Raw genomic sequence first — 16851 nt, forward strand, 5'->3', positions numbered from 1 at the left:
TCATTGATTCTTCTAAAGAATCGTTTCTTTGAAACTTTCGAACACTGTTTTGTAGTGAAAAAAGTCTTGTTTTCCTGCGAAAACAAGATGTGATCAATCCACTTTGATTTCATTTGTAAATATATTGCTTATGATAGTTTCACTTGTTTTGGTGGGAGGCAAAATGATTGCGGAACCAAATCCAAAGCCAGTTAGAAATCAATCCTCAGTTCCTGATTCGCACCGTAACGATAAAATTAAATCTAAGTTAAATTCAAAAAAAAACCAAACTGGATCGTTGCATCTAAAAAACCAAAAGGGATTTTGGAAACCTATGGAACTAATTTGGGAAGAAAGTTCTGGTGCTGTCTCACCGGAGTATCGATTTGCAAAACAATTTCAATTAGTAGCAAAAGAAAAAAAAATCATTTTAACACGTCGGGTGATAGAGAAAGGGAAATTGATTTTAAATGAATCAAAAGAAATTTCCCCGCAAAATTATCAGAAATGGATGGAATCACTTTTTCAATACAAAATTTTCCAACTCCCAATAGAAAACATTCCCAAGGAACAAATGACAGGTGTCAGCTATAACTATGTTTCATTTATTTTTAACTCCATCAATTCAAAGTTTTATTATCAATTGGAAGATCGTAACAATCCAGAATGGAAACAAAAAAATAATATCATACAAATCATAGAGGGGATGAAACCATGAGCCGTAAAAAAAATTGGAAAACGATAGGGATTTGCTTTGTAATCACAACGGCAATCTTTGCTGAGGAGTTTGATCCGAGTAGTGTTCGTTCTCCTGGATGCAAACCGGGAACTTTTTCTTGCGGATATATTCCTAGTTCTAAGGAAATACAAGATAGTATTCCTCTCAAAAGAGATTTTAATTCGTTTGAAGAATTACCAAAATCCATCGACTTGTCTTCACTAATGCCTCCTGTTGGAAATCAAGGGAGACAAAACAGTTGTGTTGCATGGGCGACCGGTTATGCAATCAAATCTTATTTATTAAAAAACAAAGGACAGATTTCGGAATATGATCCTCCTTTTGCTGGCGGAAAGGGAAACTTTGTTTTTTCACCTGCTTTTATTTACAACCAACAGAATGGTGGAGAAGACAAAGGTTTATATTATTATAAAACAATGGAATTTTTAAAGTCGAATGGTGCCGCTCCATGGAGCAGTATGCCTTATTCAGATAAAGATTATCTTACACAACCTTCCCAAAGTTCTAAAAAAGAAGCACTTAAATACAAAATTAAATCCTTCTCTAGACTTAACTTTAAAAACCCAGATGAAATTAAGCGGGTGTTAGCAGGAAAGAACGTAGTTATGGTCGGAATGATCATCGATGATGCTTTTTATAAATTAAAAGGCTCCACTATTTATGACGAAAATGGCGGGCAAAGTTATGGCGGTCATGCCATGACGATAGTTGGGTATGATGATAATAAAAAATCTAAGTCAGGTAAAAAAGGAGCTTTTAAATTACAAAATTCTTGGGGGACCAATTGGGGTGATAAAGGATTTGGTTGGGTTTCTTATTCAATGCTTGCAAAAGTAGGACAAGAAACTTATGCGATCATTGATGAACAGGCAACGCAAAGTACGCCGAACCTAAATACAATTCCGGTAAAGAAACCCATTCTTCCACCAAACGAAATCAAAGTTTCAAAAGGGGAATTTGATTCGAAAATCATTTTAACTTGGAAAAATCAAGATTTAGCAGTAACTTATTTGATTCAAAGGAAAGATGAATCTGAATTCTACGATCTTGCTTATTCTGATAAACCGAGTTTTACTGATTTATCCGTTTCACCTAATTCTAGTTATTTGTATAGAATCGTTTCAATTGGTGCGGAAGAAGTTTCTGAAGTTTCCTCGGTAGTGGAAGGTTTTACTGCAGCAGAAACAAATTCCAATGGGAGTTTAGGGCAAGTTGTTGGCCTTTCCGGCCTGGTTTATGTAAGTGGAACATTGCCGAATGTAGAATTAACTTGGTCTGAATTGGATGGGGCAAGTGGTTATACAATTGCACGTGCAGACTCATCATTAAAATGGAAAAATATTGGGACAAGCAAAACTTCCAATTTTATCGATTCTTCACCCAAAATCGGTGAATCAAATTTTTATCGTGTGAGTGCGCTAACTCAATCGAAAACATCAGGTGAATGGAGTGAGACAGCACTGGTTGATGTTGCAGATCAAAATTCATTGCCAAATCAAGTGATTCATTTAACAGCAACTAATGGTGATTTTTCAAATAAAATTATTTTGACTTGGAATGCTGCCCCAGGAGCCAAAATTTATTATTTATATCGATTTGATGAAAGAGCGGAACCTTCTGGGCAGTTTGAAATCTCTGGAACAACATATACTGATACTGACCAATCCATTCAAAATGGAGACCAATATTTATATACTATCATTTCTGCAAATGATTTTGGTTATGCAGAGCCAAGTGAAGTTGTCATTGGAAAAGCAGATCCAAGCCTAACGAAAAGAGCAGGTGGAGCGACTCTCAATCCTCCAAAACAATTAACATCTAATTTGATTGGTAAAGACAAACTTGTAACATTAAAGTGGGATTCTGTAAAAGATAGTTTTGAATATTATATTTATCGTAAACATTTAAAGGGAACAGGAAAAACTGGAAAACTTGAGTTTATATCTTCAGTAGAAGGTAAAAAGAATTCTTATAGCGAAACTTTTCCAGGAAACTCTGGTGATTTATTTTTATACTCAGTACGCTCAAAATCGGAATTTGGATCTGAATCAAAAGATACTAATTTTGTTTCAGTGTTTTGGAATGAGCCGAAAGCCCAAGTGAAAAAAAGAGTTATTTCTTTAGAAGAATTACCCTCATCATTCGTTGGTAAATGGTCTTCAATGTATTGGAATCCAAAATCTGGTCCCCAAGTGGTTGGAATCGAAATTACTGGGAATGGACAAGACTTTTCCGCAAAATTAAAATTAAATGATAATGAGATTCGTCAATTCAATGGAACCTGGATTCCAGGAAGTCAAACTCTAAAGGCAAATGGATTTTTGTTTGAAATTTCAAAATCTTTGGAAGGAAATTCTTTGGCTCAGTTCCATTCGGTTAAAGAATTTGAGAACGGAGTGGAACTGAGTTTTGCTAAAGAGAAGTGATACGATTAATTAGTTTGATAAATTAATCAATCGTTTGTAAATACCTCCAGAGAGCTTTTAGTTCCGTGTCTGTTAGTTGGCCTAAACTTTTCCAAGGCATTGGGAATTTCATTTCTGAACCATCGGGACGTTTCCCGGTTCTGATGGTTTGAATAAAGTTTGCTTCAGTATAATGGTTGAGTCCAGTTTTACTAATATTTTGCGCAGGGGGCCATTCTGGTGGCGCACCTTGAATAGGCCCACCTTTTAAATCGAATCCATGGCAGCCTGTACAAGTTGATGCAACATATTTTCCATATTCTATAGAAATAGAAGGTGTAATATTGGTTAAGTGAACTGAATTGTGATTGATGATTTCAGCAGATACGAAAACAGGAATTTCTCCAATTAAGAATAGAAATCTGCCCAACGGTCCTGGTTTGACTTCACCTTGTGGCTTGTCAACAGCGGGAGTGGATCTTAAGTAGGAGATTAGCTTTCCAACATCTTCATTGGTCATACCTTGAAAGTCTGTAGACGGCATAAATATCAAAGCCCTGCCATTTTTTCCAACACCGTGGCGAATTGCAATAGCTAGTTCTTCATCAGTTCTTTCAGATAAAATTCCTCCTTTACCTGCTGTTAGGTTTGATCCAGATAGTGTCCCTATCGCAGGATCCTCAATAAAAGTTTTACCGCTTCCATCAACGTCATGGCAATCGCTGCAACCTCTGGATTGGTAGAGACGTTTTCCTTCCAGAATGTCCGCAGTTTTAGAAAATTTAGGAATGGGAATAGAATTCACTGCGTACGTTTTGTTCATACGTATCGAACTCAATACATAAATAGTCATGGCTAACGCTACAAGAATGCCCACTAAGGATAGAAAGGTGATCGTGAGGATACGGGATATTTTTTTCATAGGTGGAGCAAAGAGACTAGGCGAGATGTTTTTGGTCAAGGGGAAATAGGAGGGTTTTAGGGGGTGGGTACAGATTGGATATGTGTATCCCCGCCCGATTTAGGGTGGGGAACTAGACCCGCCACCCAATGCATTCCTTTTATCACAAAGCTTTAATTCCAGCGAGCGTATCTTCTTTTTGATAAAAAAATTTCGAGGGAAGTTCATGGTTTTGCAAATGATGAAACTTCAATGCTTGGCAATCAGTATTAGGTAGTTTACTTAAGTTCTTAACTGACTATCCTTTCTAAATGATTAAAAGGAATAGTTGGAATATCAATATGTCAGTCAAAGGAAATATTTATCGGTATTGGAATGTTTAATTGGACAGTATTAAATGGAGGTATTTTAAATTTCCTAAACAAAAGGAATTTTGCGGAATGATAGTGATTCCTTTGATTTGAAACGGTATCTATTTCTTTATTCTGATTCTGCCACTGCATCATCTGCGACGATTAGGTGATTGTATTTTTCCGGTTGATTGGTTTTCAGATAAAATTCTAAAATGGTTTCCACATCTGCTTCAGTTTTCATCGCAAACCATTTCCCTTCGGGGTAAGATACTTGGATGGGACCAAGTTCACAACGGTCCAAACAACCAGATTTTTGGACTCGAAATTTGTATTCGATACCAGCTTTGGCTGCTTTTTGTTTGAGGAGTTTTAGGAGTTCGATGGAACCTTGGTTTCCGCAAGACACCCGTTCGCCAGGTGCCCTTTGATTTTCACAGACAAAAACATGTTTTTCGTAAAACATTGGTTTTCTTATCCTTATTTTTCCTAAACGGCGTAGTCTTCCATAGGAATACAAGAACAAACTAAGTTTCGATCTCCGTACACATTGTCCACACGGCCTACACTCGGCCAGAACTTACGTGTGCGTAACCATGGAAGAGGGTAAGCCGCTCGTTCTCTTGGATACGAATGGTTCCAAGAATCACTGATGACCATGTCTGCTGTGTGAGGAGAATTTTTAAGTGGGTTGTCTTCTTTCGATAAAACTCCCGACTCGATATCTTTGATTTCGGCTGCAATGGCTAACATAGAATCAATGAATCTGTCGAGTTCTTCCTTTGATTCCGATTCTGTTGGTTCGACCATAAGAGTTCCAGGAACAGGAAAAGACATAGTGGGTGAATGGAATCCATAGTCGATGAGGCGTTTGGCGATATCTTCTACTTCGACAGCGCTTGTTTTTTTGAATCCACGCATATCTAAAATACACTCGTGAGCCACAAGACCTTTGTTCCCGCGATATAAAACCGGAAAAGAAGATTCCAATTTTTTAGCGATATAGTTTGCATTGAGGATCGCGATTTTTGTTGCAAATTGTAATCCTTCAAATCCAAGCATGGCAATGTAAGCCCAAGAAATCACAATGATAGATGCAGATCCCCAAGGAGCAGCAGATACCGCCCATTGGCTGTTATTCGATCCATTTTCCACAAGGCTATGTCCTGGTAGGAAAGGTGCTAAGTGTTCGGCAACTCCGATTGGCCCAACACCAGGTCCACCACCACCATGAGGGATACAAAAAGTTTTATGAAGATTTAAATGGCAAACATCAGCACCAATATCACCAGGCCTTGTGAGTCCGACCTGTGCATTCATATTGGCTCCATCCATATACACTTGCCCACCATTATCATGAATGGTTTGACAAATTTCTTTGATGGATGCTTCGAACACACCATGGGTGGAAGGATAGGTTACCATAAGAGCACCTAAACTACTTTTGTATTCGATTGCTTTTTTCTTAAGATCCTCTACATCAATGTTACCGTTCGTATCACAATTCACAGGAACCACTTTGAATCCAGCCATCACTGCGGATGCAGGATTGGTTCCGTGTGCAGAAATAGGAATAAGACAAATGTCTCTATGCATATCGTTACGACTTTGGTGGTAATTACGAATCGCAAGTAAACCTGCATACTCTCCTTGCGAACCAGCGTTAGGCTGGAGAGATACTTCCGCAAACCCAGTGATTTCACAAAGCCATTTTTCTAATTGGCTAAAAAGAGTCCTATACCCTTCGGTTTGGTTTTCAGGAACAAAAGGATGGACATTGGAAAGTTCTGGCCAAGTTATAGGATACATTTCTGTAGACGCATTGAGTTTCATAGTACAGGAACCAAGCGCAATCATAGATGTGGTCAGTGACAAATCTTTGGATTCCAATCTACGGATGTAACGAAGCATCTCTGTTTCTGTATGAAAACTGTTAAACACAGGATGTGTTAGATACGATGACTTACGTTCCAAAAGTTCTGGGATTTTCCATTCTTCTTTGGTCGTTAGATCTTCTAGAGCAAAATGGAGGGATTTGTTTTCGTTAAATATCTCCAAAAGGTCTTTGATATCTTTTAGATTCGTAGTTTCATCTAAAGAGATGCTGATCACATGACCAGAAACCTGTCTGATATTGATTTCTCTTTCTTCTGCATAGTGGATGATCTCTGCGGAAGAAATTTTTGATAATTCTACTCGGATGGTATCAAAGTACGGATTGGAAATGATTTTGTATCCAAGTTTTTCAAGACCAGTGGCAAGGATCGTTGTCATACGATGAACTCGTGATGCAATTTGTTTTAAACCTTTAGGCCCGTGGTAAACGGCATACATAGAAGATAATACTGCGAGTAAAACTTGCGCTGTACAAATGTTAGATGTTGCTTTGTCGCGACGAATGTGTTGTTCTCGTGTTTGGAGGCTTAGGCGGTAACCAGGTTTTCCTTGAGAGTCTTTAGAAACTCCAATGAGACGACCCGGCATGTTTCGTTTGTATTCTTCTTTGGTGGCAAAGTATCCTGCATGTGGCCCACCAAATCCTAGTGGCAATCCAAATCGTTGTGTAGTTCCCACAACAACATCCGCATTCATTTCACCCGGTGCTTTTAAAATAGTAAGTGCTAAAAGATCAGCAGCTACTACTGTTTTTGCACCCACCTTGTGAAGGCTTTCTATAAATTCACTAAAATCATAAATGGTTCCATCAGTAGATGGGTATTGGACGATTGCTCCAAAAAAATCACTGGAAGGAACCATCTTCTTAAAAGATCCAACAACAATATTGATTCCAAGTGGAATCGCACGGGTGCGGATTACATCTAACGTTTGTGGATGAACCGATTGTGAAACAAAGAATGATTTTCCTTGTGTATCATCTTTTAAAGAGAAAAGCATATTCATGGCTTCTGCCGCTGCTGTCCCTTCATCCAGAAGTGATGCGTTTGCAATTTCCATTCCTGTTAAGTCGGTGATCATCGTTTGGAAATTGATGAGAGCTTCCATACGCCCTTGAGCGATTTCTGCTTGGTACGGAGTATACGCCGTATACCAACCTGGATTTTCTAAAATATTCCTTTGGATCACGGCAGGTGTAATACAAGAATAGTAACCAAGACCCAAATAAGACCGATAGATTTTGTTTTTAGAAACAATTTTCTTTAGTTCTCTTTGGAGAGCATATTCACCAATCGGATTTGGTAAGTTGAGTTCCTTTCGTAAACGAATGTTTTCCGGAACCGCATCATTAATCAGATCGTCCAAAGCCTTATAACCAATTGTATTCAGCATTGAAGAAACTGTTTCTTCTGTCACACCGACATGGCGACGGAGGAAGGTATCACTTGGTTCTAATGTTTCTTCGTAAGGGGATTGGAGAGGTGATGTAGGTTTTGTGGAACTCACTTTAGAAAAACTCCTATTAATCTAATTTAGATACGTATTCTTTGTACTGCGCAGATGTTAAAAGACTGCCAAGTTCGGATGTTTGGATATTTTTTAATTTTACCATCCAAGTATCAAATGGCTCTGCATTCACTGCCGCTGGATTAGAACCTAGGTTTGCGTTGGTTTCTACCACTTCTCCAGAAATTGGTGAATACAAATCTTCTGCAGCTTTTACTGATTCAATGGTTCCAAGGCTGTCTTTAGCTTTGATTTGTTTTCCAGGTTTTGGAAGGTCAATAAACACGATATCACCTAGCGCATTTTGTGCAAAGTCAGTGATTCCGATGAGTGCCACATCACCCTCTACTTTGACCCATTCATGTTTTTCTGTATAATAATATCCGTCTCTTGCTTGTGTATCTGCCATGATTTTCCTCTTCTTATCTACGCCCTCGTTTAACGATTGTTTCGAACACTGCCTTGGATAAAGGCGCCAGTCTCTACTTTAGCCAATTTCTTCTGCCCACGAATCTCCACAAATACTTCCATTTGGTTTTTGGCGAATTCGGTGTCGAGAATCGCAAGTCCGAGGGACTCTTTCCGGCTAGGAGAATGAGTTCCAGAGGTAGATTTGCCGATTTCTTTCCCATCACCTGAGAAAATTGGGAAATTTTCGCGCAAAACCCCAGGTTCCATCAGGCGAATTCCCACAACTTTTCGTTTCGGGCCGTTCTTTTTGTCTGCAATGATCCGTGTGTATCCCAAGTATGGGGATGGTTTTTCTTTGACTATAAAGTTGATTCCCGATTCCACAGGTGTCCATTCAGAATTCAATTCATGACCATAGAGTGGGTATTTGGCTTCAAGTCTTAGTGTATCACGTGCACCCAGTCCAACGGGTACAAGACCGTAGTTTTTTCCCATTTCTAATAATTCTTTCCAGAGAGTGACACCGAGTGCATTCGATGTGTAAATTTCAAATCCATCTTCTCCCGTATAACCAGTGCGAGATACGATGATGGTTTCTCCTTTCCAATTCATTTCTTCAAAATGATAATAAAGGATAGAACTTAAGTCTTTACCAAGATACTTGGAAAAAATTTCATCTGCTTTTGGGCCTTGTAATGCAATTTGATGCCAGTTTTTACTATCATCAACAACAGTTACGTCCCCTTTTTTATATGTTTCTAAGTGTTTTGTTACAGCAGGATAATTAGAAGCATTAGAACAAATCATATACTTTGAATCACTGAATTTATAAACAGTGATATCATCCACAAGACCACCAGATTCATTTACCACTGCATTATATTGCACTTGGCCTACTTTCATCCCAGTGATGGTGTTGCAAGTAACTGATTCTAAAAAAGAAAGAACATCTGTTTCATTTCCGGTGACAAAAATTTCACCCATATGGGATACGTCAAAGAGTCCTGCAGCTGATCTTGTGGCCAAATGTTCTTGGATGATTCCTGTATATTGGACAGGCATGTCCCATCCGCCAAAAGGAACCATCTTGGCTCCCATTTCTTTATGAATTGTATGTAAAGGTGTTTGTTTTAGTTCCACGGCTTTCTCTCGATCAGACTCTAAAACCATTGAAAAATGGTTTCATAGTTATGGAATTGAATTTTTTTTAAGATATTATGTTAAGAGAAGTCTATCGCATCGAAAAAACCGGATCTATCGACAACCTTCATCGTAAAAATGAACCATTAAGGCCACCCGAAGGTGATGAAGTGACAATTGAAGTGAAAGCCATTGGACTTAACTTCGCTGATGTATTTTCGATTTATGGTTTGTATTCAGCAACACCCAAAGGAAGTTTCATCCCTGGCTTAGAATTTTCTGGAAAAATCGTGAAAATAGGCGAAAAAGTTAAGAATTTTGAAGTCGGTGACTCCGTGTTTGGTGTGACTCGGTTTGGTGCATACACAACTCATCTTAACATCTCTGAAAAAACTGTTTTTGCACTTCCAAAAGATTGGTCAATGCAAGATGGTGCAGCCTTTGCAGTACAAGCACTCACTGCATACTACGCACTGATTCCACTAGGACAAGTGAAAGAAGGTGATCATGTTCTCATTCATAGTGCTGCCGGTGGAGTTGGGATCATGGCAGGTCACATTGCGAAGAAAAAAAAAGCAATCACCATTGGTCTTGTAGGTGATTCCGTTAAGTTTTCGATCTTAAAAGAGGTTGGTTATGATTATTTTCTCATTAGGTCTCCTAGTTTTAAACAAGAGATGCAGAAAATTTTATCAGATCATCCGTTAAAAATTGTTTTAGAATGTTTAGGTGGTAGATATTTTCAGGACAGTTATGATCTCTTAGCTCCAATGGGAAGGCTTGTTACCTATGGGAGTGCGAACTTCACACCATCACATTCATACCGAAATTGGTTATCAATCGTCTATTCTTACCTCAGAAGACCAAAAATTGATCCATTATCCATGATTTCAGACAATAAATCGGTGATGGGATTCAATTTAATATGGTTGTGGAATGAAATTGATGAACTTCGAAAACATTTTTCCGATTTAATGATCTTATCACTACCAAAACAAACCATTGGGCATGAGTTTACCTTTGATTCGATACATGATGCACTCCGTACATTTCAATCAGGACAAACAATCGGTAAGATCGTTATCAAAGTTCCGTAGAATGTGTATTAGTCTGTTTTTTTATTTTGAATAAAAATTCATGCAAAAAATAAAATTTCTTTACATTTAAAATGATATGATTTAATTATGTCGTATCAATTCACTCTCTGTTTGCCAAGGACAGCCGTGTTTTGAAATCAAAAGATAAGGACGATCACAATGGTTGCTAAAAAGAAAGCCGCAAAAAAGAAAGCAGCGAAGAAAAAAGCTGCAAAGAAAAAATCTAAGAAATAACTTAGATTCGATTCTTCCTTCGAAACTTTCGAAGTAAGATTGTGTGAACCCGCAAAACCTGCGGGTTTTTTCATTTATAGAGGTAAGTTCAGAGAAAAATTAGGCAATTGCTCTTGTAAAACCCCTTCTGCTCATCAAAAATCCCGATTTTTTATCCGAATTGGATCTTTCCATACCTATGAATTGAAAATGATCCTTCTTATTGATCGAATCAAAGAGAGCTTTCATCAGCGATTCGATGTTAGGATGCACTACGTTTTTATAACTTTTACGTGAATGGTCCTTCCCCCAGATCTCTAAATGGTCTGTGTCAGGCATTTTGAGGATGAGAGAAGGGAGATCATATCGTTTCATCAGCACATTGCAGACATCTTCGAAACCATACTCAGTGATGGAATTAAAATCAAAAAATACCAGTAAGTAGAGGATGTTGGTTGGTTCCAATCTTCCGTTTTCATCAGAAATTTTCTGAATTCCATCCAAAACAACATATCGAAGATTCTTGGTTTGGATCCATAGTTTCTGATCTTCGTGGCGTTTGAGGTTCACTTCTTCCGAAAACCGTTTTTGAAATACGGTAGAGAGGAAAAATCCGGAAGAATCTTGTTTTTCTTCGAGGATTCGTTCTAAAGAAAAGGGTTCAAACTCTAAATTGAAGTACTTTGTATACGTCTCTGCCATATCACTTAGAGTAACGGACAGATTTTAGAGTTTGAATCGGATTTTTTTACAATTAAAATCTACAAAATTAGAATTCTAACATCCTGCGTTCGCTGTCGTGAAAGAAACTATACCCTTCCTTCTTCCATGTTTCCCAAAATTTGGCAGAACCTTCTCGCATAAAACAAATTCGTTCTTCGGTTGCGATAGGAGTTAATAAGAGAAAATTCGCGCGTTTGCCATTCTCTGTGAGTAGTCCATGAAGATTTGGCAGTAATTCCTTGGAACCTTGCTCTATTTCCTCTGTGACGTTACGTAGAACGAACCAATTGAAGTCTAGGTAGAGTTGATCGGGATCTTTTCTTGGATTTTGAATTGTATGAGAATGTCCAAACCAAATTCCTGTGTTCCAAGGAAACTTTACCATCTCTCCGAGTACATGTTGGATCCATGTTTCTGATTTATCTTCTGTATCTTTTAAAAGTTGAATCGCAAATACAAGTTCGATCCGAGAAAAGTTTTCATATTCTTTGTGATAGAGTTCGATCGAAGGTTGGTTTTGAACACTCATCCCAATGGTAGAGAAGATTTTAATCCCAGGAAATTCTTTTGGTAAAAAAGATGCGATTCCAAGAGAAGGATACTTCCCGCCATCAGCAGACCAATATTTTTCATGTTTCCCAAGTTTTGATTCTAAAAAATCCAATCGAAGTTTTTGTGCTTTCTTCCAATGATCTTTTTCCGCAACCGATTCCCAAAATTTTCGATTGGCCTTCACTCGTTCGGCAATCACTCCATTCTCTGGATCACCAAGGGGAGAAGCAGTAGGTGCTTCTTCTTTTGCAAACTTTGCGTATCCATGAATTCCTTTGATCCCTGACCAAGAAGGAAGGTAAGCTTGTAGTTCTTCTTCCACAAACAAAGCAACTCCATCACCTTCTTCTGACCAAATGAAATGAATTTGGTCTTCTGTGAGTGAACTTTGCGCTTTTGGATCTGTGATTTCAGATTTGGTCAGTACGGGTGCAAGACCCGCATCAAAATCTTCATCCACACGAGCATCCGGGGCATGAATTAAATTCCGAACCCAAAGAGTTTTCATCGGCCACTCCGGGTTGTTATGTGATTGTAAGTAAAGGTAAATGGTTCTTCCATCATCTTCTAAAAAAGCGGTAAAAGAACCGTAAGGATTTGCTTCTTGGTATAAAACTTTCGGGGTACTGGGATTCATTAAAATTTATGCGGAACAACTCTCTCTTTGAATTTTGCTAATAGTTTAGAAATGGTTTCATCCATTCCTTCTTCAAAATAAATATCTGGATAATAACCAGATGCATTTCTTAGACCGATGAGTTCGGGTTCATTCCACTTTCGGTATCCTTTCAGTGAGTTCCAGACTTCTTCCGAAGGAGATTGGTTTTCCTTTTTAGCGTCGATGAAAGATTGAATCGTGCGAGTTGGGGTCATACGAGTATAGATTCTTTGGTCTCCAAGGGAAACCAACTAAAATTTTAGACTGTCTCGACACTCGGTGTCAAATTTCATTGGATTTCTTTAGTAAGTGGGTGAAAAATTACAGTGACTTACTTTTTTCAGGCGATCGATTTCGAAATCCATGCACTTATTCCATAGAACTGAATCCGAAAATCTTTTACCTTACGATGGGGTTTTGTTGTACATCCCAGATTTTATTCCCAGGGTGGAAGCAGATCAGTTGTTTCTCTCTCTTCTGGACGGGATCGAATGGAAAAAAGATGAGGCCATCTTGTATGGAAAACACATTACCACCAAACGAAGCGTGGCTTGGTATGCTGAAAAAGGTTTTTCTTACCGATATTCGGGAACCACAAAAACGGCACTTCCTTGGTCTCCACTCCTATTAGAATTAAAAACCAAAGTGGAGTTGGCCTCTAAAGAAAAATTCAATTCTTGTTTACTGAATTTATACCATGACGGAAGTGAAGGGATGGCTTGGCATAGCGATGATGAAACATCTTTACTTCCCAATTCAACCATTGCATCCGTAAGTTTTGGTGCCGAACGGATCTTTCGTTACAAACATAAAAAAACAGAAGAGAAAGTAGAGTTGCAGTTAGAACACGGAAGTTTGCTTTTAATGAAAGATGTCATCCAAAGGCACTGGTTACATTCCCTCCCAAAAGCGATGAAAGTCAAACGACCAAGAATCAATTTAACCTTTCGTCAATTCGGATTGATTTGATACCCTCTTTGCAAAAGTAATTCACGAAACTGTTCATTTGATTTTTGATTCCATTGGACTAATGTTTTATAGGGATCTCCTTTTAAATCCAATACTTTACAAAACGCCGCTTCTGTTTTGATTCCTTGTTTTTTTAGATTCCGAATTTCATCTCGAAAGGAAGAATCGGCCAAAATTAAAAATCGATTTTCCACCATCATATGGATCCAAGCATACTGTTCTGTTGGCTCCACTGATTGACCAAAGATTTCATATTGAAATTTTTTAGTTTCAAAGCGACAAATCAATGTGACTCGAAGTGCAATTGTTTTTTCAGAAAAACTATAATTTGGCAAATTGCGAAACTTAGCATAACAAATCTTTTGTAAATGAGCAGGGATATTGAATTTTACTAAGATATCCACATCGCTCGAATCTGTATCGATATCCAAGGGAATGGTACCTGCCAAAGTTGGCTTGAAACCATGTAAAGATTTTAGAATTTTCCAATTTTCTAAATCAATTGCCAATTCCTGCTGTTTGGGAGTACCGAACTGTAGGTAGTCTGTACTAAGAAACAAATTGGTTTGGAGAGATTGCATATTATGTCTCGTGCGCTTGGTCTCGGCCCCCACCCTGAATGGGTGGTGGAGGTGGGCTTGTGGGAGTTCATTCACGGCCCAACTCCTACCATAAAATCGAACTCTAGTCTCTTGGGAATTCAATCTCACCAAAAAATTTTAAGAAAACTTCGTAGTTTCAACAAATTCTAAAAACGTTATATAAAAAACTTATAACAATCCCGAACTTTCCATTTGTTTTACATGATCCACAAATGTATCATTTAACGGGCGATAAGTGAGTCCTAGATCTTTTTTGCTATACTCATTATTTAAGTTTAATGGTTGGCCAATATTATTTTTTGTATAACCCCAAGATAATCCAAAAAAAGGACCAATCACGTATACAAGTGCCTTTGGAAGAGTCCCTATAGGAACAGAATACTTATTTCCAAAATTTTCTTTAATGATCTTCGCAACACCTAACATCGGCATTACTTCTGCAGAAGTGATATGCCTTCCCTTTGCACTTGGAGTAAATCCTGCTAAGATATGTGCCTTTGCAACATCTCTAACATCTACAAATCCCATTTTCGTATCAGGGACACCAGTGCGGAAAACTCCCTTCAATATATTTTTCATAAATTCAACACTCGTTCCATCCATACGTTTGGAAAGAGACGGTCCCATCACAAAAGATGGGTTGATCACAACTAAATCCCAACGTGTTTGCTTTTGTTGAATATCCCAAGCTTCTTTTTCAGCTAAAGTTTTGGAATAAGCATATGGTTGGTGGTTTAGATTACTTGTAATGTTCCAATGATCTTCCGTAAACGTTTGGCTAGGAACTTGTAATGAATCAATATTGTCCCCATGAATCGCTGCCACACTCGAAGTTAAAACAACTCGCTTAACTGAAGATATGCGATTGCAGGATTCAAGAACATTCCTGGTTCCTTTTAAAGCAGGATCAATCAATTGTTTTTGTGCATCTTTGACACCTGCAACAAAAAATGGGGAAGCCGTGTGGATCACAAGTTCGACACCTTCAATGGTTTTGTCAAAACTTCTATCCAACAAAAGGTCTGCTTCGAACAAAGTTAAATGATCCTTATACTTTTCTTTTAACTCTAACAAATGGCCAATTTTGGAAATATCTTTGAGACTGCGAACCGTCGCTCTCACTTTCTTTCCATCTTCTAACAAATATTTAACGATCCAAGAAGCAATGTATCCTGAACCTCCAGTAACAACAACGGGTAATTCTGAATTGATAGATTTCATATTGAGTTTTAGACTAAGTTCCAACCTATGTTGCAAACAATTCCCAAAGAATCTCTCAAAACAGAAATCAAATCTCCAACCATTCCTACAAAAACAAAAATTAAATCCTCCTGAATCTATTGTTCTATTTCTGTTCTTTTTTGGGCGAAGCCCTACGGGCCCGGGCTTTTCCGGAGTCCGCGTTCGCTCCCGTCTCTGGGGGCGCACATGTGCACACCCAGAGACCAAGTCCTACAAATCCCTTTCGCTCAAATCCAATCTTTTATAAAACTATAAATGGTTTGCCTTCAGTGTTTCTTTGGATTAGTTTTGGTGGTTATGGCAGAGAAAATCAAATTTCTTAAAAAACAAAATCTTTCATTAGTCCTTCTCTATGTTTCCTTCATTTTCTTTTTTTCCCATTGTGCCCTTCGTTCTTCTGGAAACCTAAACCATTACGATACTTATTTTCCGCATGAAAGTAAATCAAATCTCATACCAAAAGGGAAAGTTCGAGTTACTTTCCTTGGAACCTCATCTATATTGTTAGATGATGGCGTAACACAAATTTTAACAGATGGTTTTTTTTCAAGGCCATCAATTTGGAAAACTGCATTTTCCAAAGTAGAATCTAATCCTATCATCGTTTCGTCTGTCATCGAAAGAGCAAACATCAACCGACTAGAAGCTATTTTTGTTTGCCATTCTCATTATGACCATGTAATGGATGCACCACTTGTCGCCAAACAAACAAAGGCGAAGTTGTTCGGTTCTTCCTCCACTCTCAATGTAGGAACGGGAGCAGGGCTTACCAGTGATCAAATGCAAAAGTTTGTACCAGGAAAACCGATCGCCATCGGAAAGTTTATCATCACAGTTTTGGAATCCAAACACACTCCTCCTTTTCGTATCCTAGGCAAAACAAATGCAACGGATCCCAACCACCCAACCATTGAAACTCCTCTCGTCCAACCCGTAAAGGCTTTGGATTTTATCGAAGGAGGTACTTTTGATTTTTTCATCCAACATGGAAAAAATAAAATTTTGATTAAAAGTAGTACAAACTTTGTTGAAGGAGCACTGGACAAACTACAGGCCGATGTTTTGTTTTTGGGAGTAGCTCAACTTTCCCTACAACCCGTGTCCTTTCAAGATGAGTATTACAAACAAACAGTGCAGACTTTAAAACCCAAGCTACTCATTCCCATTCATTGGGATAATTTTTTCAAACCACTCTCGGAACCATTGGAACCCAATCTAAAACTCGGAGACGATTTTGATGGAAATATGAAATATATTTTGAACAGAACGGAAAAAGAAAAAATAGAGGTAAAGTTACTACAAGGTTTTGAAACTATCGATTTGTTTTAGAAAAAATATTGGAAACTAGTTTGAATCTCCTGAATCGCGCTTTTTTAGTAGCTGGAAGAGAGGTTCTTCTTTGGCGAATTTTTTAACTTAAGTTAAAAATAAGTGAACCATCCATGACCTCTATTAGAAGAGTCCCTAT

16 protein-coding genes are annotated in these 16851 nt (G+C 38.2%); 5 read left to right on the forward strand and 11 right to left on the reverse strand.

Annotation, left to right across the window (positions count from 1 at the left end):
• Positions 1-130: 130 nt before the first annotated feature.
• Both CLV96_RS12475 and CLV96_RS12480 read left to right on the forward strand, forming a co-directional pair.
• The gene (locus CLV96_RS12475; protein WP_243836478.1) at positions 131-697 is read left to right on the forward strand and encodes a permease; all 567 of its coding nucleotides are present in this window, start codon (positions 131-133) and stop codon (positions 695-697) included.
• On the forward strand, positions 694-3144 hold the full coding sequence (locus CLV96_RS12480) for a C1 family peptidase (protein ID WP_004786361.1): 2451 nt from the start codon (positions 694-696) through the stop codon (positions 3142-3144). Before CLV96_RS12475 ends, CLV96_RS12480 begins: the two co-directional genes overlap by 4 nt.
• 22 nt (positions 3145-3166) lie before the next feature.
• Here the strand turns inward: CLV96_RS12480 and CLV96_RS12485 are convergent, their stop codons facing one another.
• The 5 genes from CLV96_RS12485 to gcvT all read right to left on the reverse strand — a co-directional run bounded on the left by CLV96_RS12485 (position 3167) and on the right by gcvT (position 9357).
• A complete protein-coding gene (locus CLV96_RS12485) occupies positions 3167-3946 on the reverse strand; it encodes a c-type cytochrome (protein ID WP_004787716.1) in 780 nt (259 codons plus the stop codon).
• A 558-nt stretch (positions 3947-4504) separates the two neighbouring features.
• Positions 4505-4840: a (2Fe-2S) ferredoxin domain-containing protein gene (locus CLV96_RS12490; protein WP_004786850.1), complete on the reverse strand. Its 336-nt coding sequence runs from the start codon at positions 4838-4840 to the stop codon at positions 4505-4507.
• 23 nt (positions 4841-4863) lie between these two features.
• On the reverse strand, positions 4864-7776 hold the full coding sequence (gene gcvP, locus CLV96_RS12495) for an aminomethyl-transferring glycine dehydrogenase (protein WP_004784745.1): 2913 nt from the start codon (positions 7774-7776) through the stop codon (positions 4864-4866).
• A gap of 16 nt (positions 7777-7792) precedes the next feature.
• Complete coding sequence (gene gcvH / locus CLV96_RS12500) at positions 7793-8185, reverse strand: glycine cleavage system protein GcvH (RefSeq protein WP_004786569.1); 393 nt, start codon at positions 8183-8185, stop codon at positions 7793-7795.
• Positions 8186-8214: 29 nt separating this feature from the next.
• Entirely contained in the window at positions 8215-9357 is a 1143-nt protein-coding gene (gcvT, locus tag CLV96_RS12505; protein ID WP_004786770.1) for a glycine cleavage system aminomethyltransferase GcvT, read from the reverse strand.
• Positions 9358-9404: 47 nt separating this feature from the next.
• On the opposite strand from gcvT, the gene CLV96_RS12510 reads away from it, so the two are divergent.
• On the forward strand, positions 9405-10424 hold the full coding sequence (locus tag CLV96_RS12510) for a synaptic vesicle VAT-1 family membrane protein (protein ID WP_004787568.1): 1020 nt from the start codon (positions 9405-9407) through the stop codon (positions 10422-10424).
• Positions 10425-10561: 137 nt separating this feature from the next.
• Here the strand turns inward: CLV96_RS12510 and CLV96_RS19830 are convergent, their stop codons facing one another.
• The 4 genes from CLV96_RS19830 to CLV96_RS12525 all read right to left on the reverse strand — a co-directional run bounded on the left by CLV96_RS19830 (position 10562) and on the right by CLV96_RS12525 (position 12785).
• A complete protein-coding gene (locus CLV96_RS19830; RefSeq protein ID WP_004784339.1) occupies positions 10562-10732 on the reverse strand; it encodes a hypothetical protein in 171 nt (56 codons plus the stop codon).
• 25 nt (positions 10733-10757) lie between these two features.
• Complete coding sequence (locus tag CLV96_RS12515) at positions 10758-11339, reverse strand: hypothetical protein (RefSeq protein WP_004786087.1); 582 nt, start codon at positions 11337-11339, stop codon at positions 10758-10760.
• Positions 11340-11406: 67 nt separating this feature from the next.
• Positions 11407-12549 carry a suppressor of fused domain protein gene (locus CLV96_RS12520; RefSeq protein WP_004786470.1) on the reverse strand — a complete coding sequence of 381 codons (1143 nt, stop codon included), beginning with the start codon at positions 12547-12549 and terminating at the stop codon, positions 11407-11409.
• Positions 12549-12785 carry a hypothetical protein gene (locus tag CLV96_RS12525; protein ID WP_004787298.1) on the reverse strand — a complete coding sequence of 79 codons (237 nt, stop codon included), beginning with the start codon at positions 12783-12785 and terminating at the stop codon, positions 12549-12551. Before CLV96_RS12525 ends, CLV96_RS12520 begins: the two co-directional genes overlap by 1 nt.
• A 148-nt stretch (positions 12786-12933) precedes the next feature.
• Here CLV96_RS12525 and CLV96_RS12530 point away from each other — a divergent pair, with 148 nt between their 5' ends.
• A complete protein-coding gene (locus CLV96_RS12530; protein WP_004787028.1) occupies positions 12934-13539 on the forward strand; it encodes an alpha-ketoglutarate-dependent dioxygenase AlkB family protein in 606 nt (201 codons plus the stop codon).
• Here CLV96_RS12530 and CLV96_RS12535 read toward each other — a convergent pair.
• Both CLV96_RS12535 and CLV96_RS12540 read right to left on the reverse strand, forming a co-directional pair.
• On the reverse strand, positions 13521-14120 hold the full coding sequence (locus tag CLV96_RS12535; RefSeq protein WP_004786509.1) for a DUF4269 domain-containing protein: 600 nt from the start codon (positions 14118-14120) through the stop codon (positions 13521-13523). The genes CLV96_RS12530 and CLV96_RS12535 overlap by 19 nt on opposite strands.
• A gap of 189 nt (positions 14121-14309) precedes the next feature.
• Entirely contained in the window at positions 14310-15362 is a 1053-nt protein-coding gene (locus tag CLV96_RS12540) for an SDR family oxidoreductase (RefSeq protein ID WP_040917166.1), read from the reverse strand.
• 318 nt (positions 15363-15680) lie between these two features.
• On the opposite strand from CLV96_RS12540, the gene CLV96_RS12545 reads away from it, so the two are divergent.
• Positions 15681-16712 (forward strand): MBL fold metallo-hydrolase, encoded by a 1032-nt coding sequence (locus CLV96_RS12545; RefSeq protein ID WP_051012775.1) that lies wholly within the window; start codon positions 15681-15683, stop codon positions 16710-16712.
• The last annotated feature ends 139 nt before the right edge of the window (positions 16713-16851 follow it).

This window comes from Leptospira meyeri (assembly GCF_004368965.1).
In the GTDB taxonomy this organism is placed as follows: Bacteria; Spirochaetota; Leptospiria; order Leptospirales; family Leptospiraceae; genus Leptospira_A; species Leptospira_A meyeri.

Coding starts and splice junctions, on each gene's coding strand:
- CLV96_RS12515 (WP_004786087.1), bottom strand. CDS start 11,339: ATGGCAGAGACGTATACAAAGTACTTCAATTTAGAGTTTGAACCCTTT.
- CLV96_RS12475 (WP_243836478.1), top strand. CDS start 131: ATGATAGTTTCACTTGTTTTGGTGGGAGGCAAAATGATTGCGGAACCA.
- CLV96_RS12530 (WP_004787028.1), top strand. CDS start 12,934: ATGCACTTATTCCATAGAACTGAATCCGAAAATCTTTTACCTTACGAT.
- gcvT (WP_004786770.1), bottom strand. CDS start 9,357: ATGGTTTTAGAGTCTGATCGAGAGAAAGCCGTGGAACTAAAACAAACA.
- CLV96_RS12520 (WP_004786470.1), bottom strand. CDS start 12,549: ATGAATCCCAGTACCCCGAAAGTTTTATACCAAGAAGCAAATCCTTAC.
- CLV96_RS19830 (WP_004784339.1), bottom strand. CDS start 10,732: ATGAAAAAACCCGCAGGTTTTGCGGGTTCACACAATCTTACTTCGAAA.
- CLV96_RS12540 (WP_040917166.1), bottom strand. CDS start 15,362: ATGAAATCTATCAATTCAGAATTACCCGTTGTTGTTACTGGAGGTTCA.
- CLV96_RS12545 (WP_051012775.1), top strand. CDS start 15,681: ATGGCAGAGAAAATCAAATTTCTTAAAAAACAAAATCTTTCATTAGTC.
- CLV96_RS12525 (WP_004787298.1), bottom strand. CDS start 12,785: ATGACCCCAACTCGCACGATTCAATCTTTCATCGACGCTAAAAAGGAA.
- CLV96_RS12510 (WP_004787568.1), top strand. CDS start 9,405: ATGTTAAGAGAAGTCTATCGCATCGAAAAAACCGGATCTATCGACAAC.
- gcvH (WP_004786569.1), bottom strand. CDS start 8,185: ATGGCAGATACACAAGCAAGAGACGGATATTATTATACAGAAAAACAT.
- CLV96_RS12535 (WP_004786509.1), bottom strand. CDS start 14,120: ATGCAATCTCTCCAAACCAATTTGTTTCTTAGTACAGACTACCTACAG.
- CLV96_RS12480 (WP_004786361.1), top strand. CDS start 694: ATGAGCCGTAAAAAAAATTGGAAAACGATAGGGATTTGCTTTGTAATC.
- CLV96_RS12490 (WP_004786850.1), bottom strand. CDS start 4,840: ATGTTTTACGAAAAACATGTTTTTGTCTGTGAAAATCAAAGGGCACCT.
- CLV96_RS12485 (WP_004787716.1), bottom strand. CDS start 3,946: ATGAACAAAACGTACGCAGTGAATTCTATTCCCATTCCTAAATTTTCT.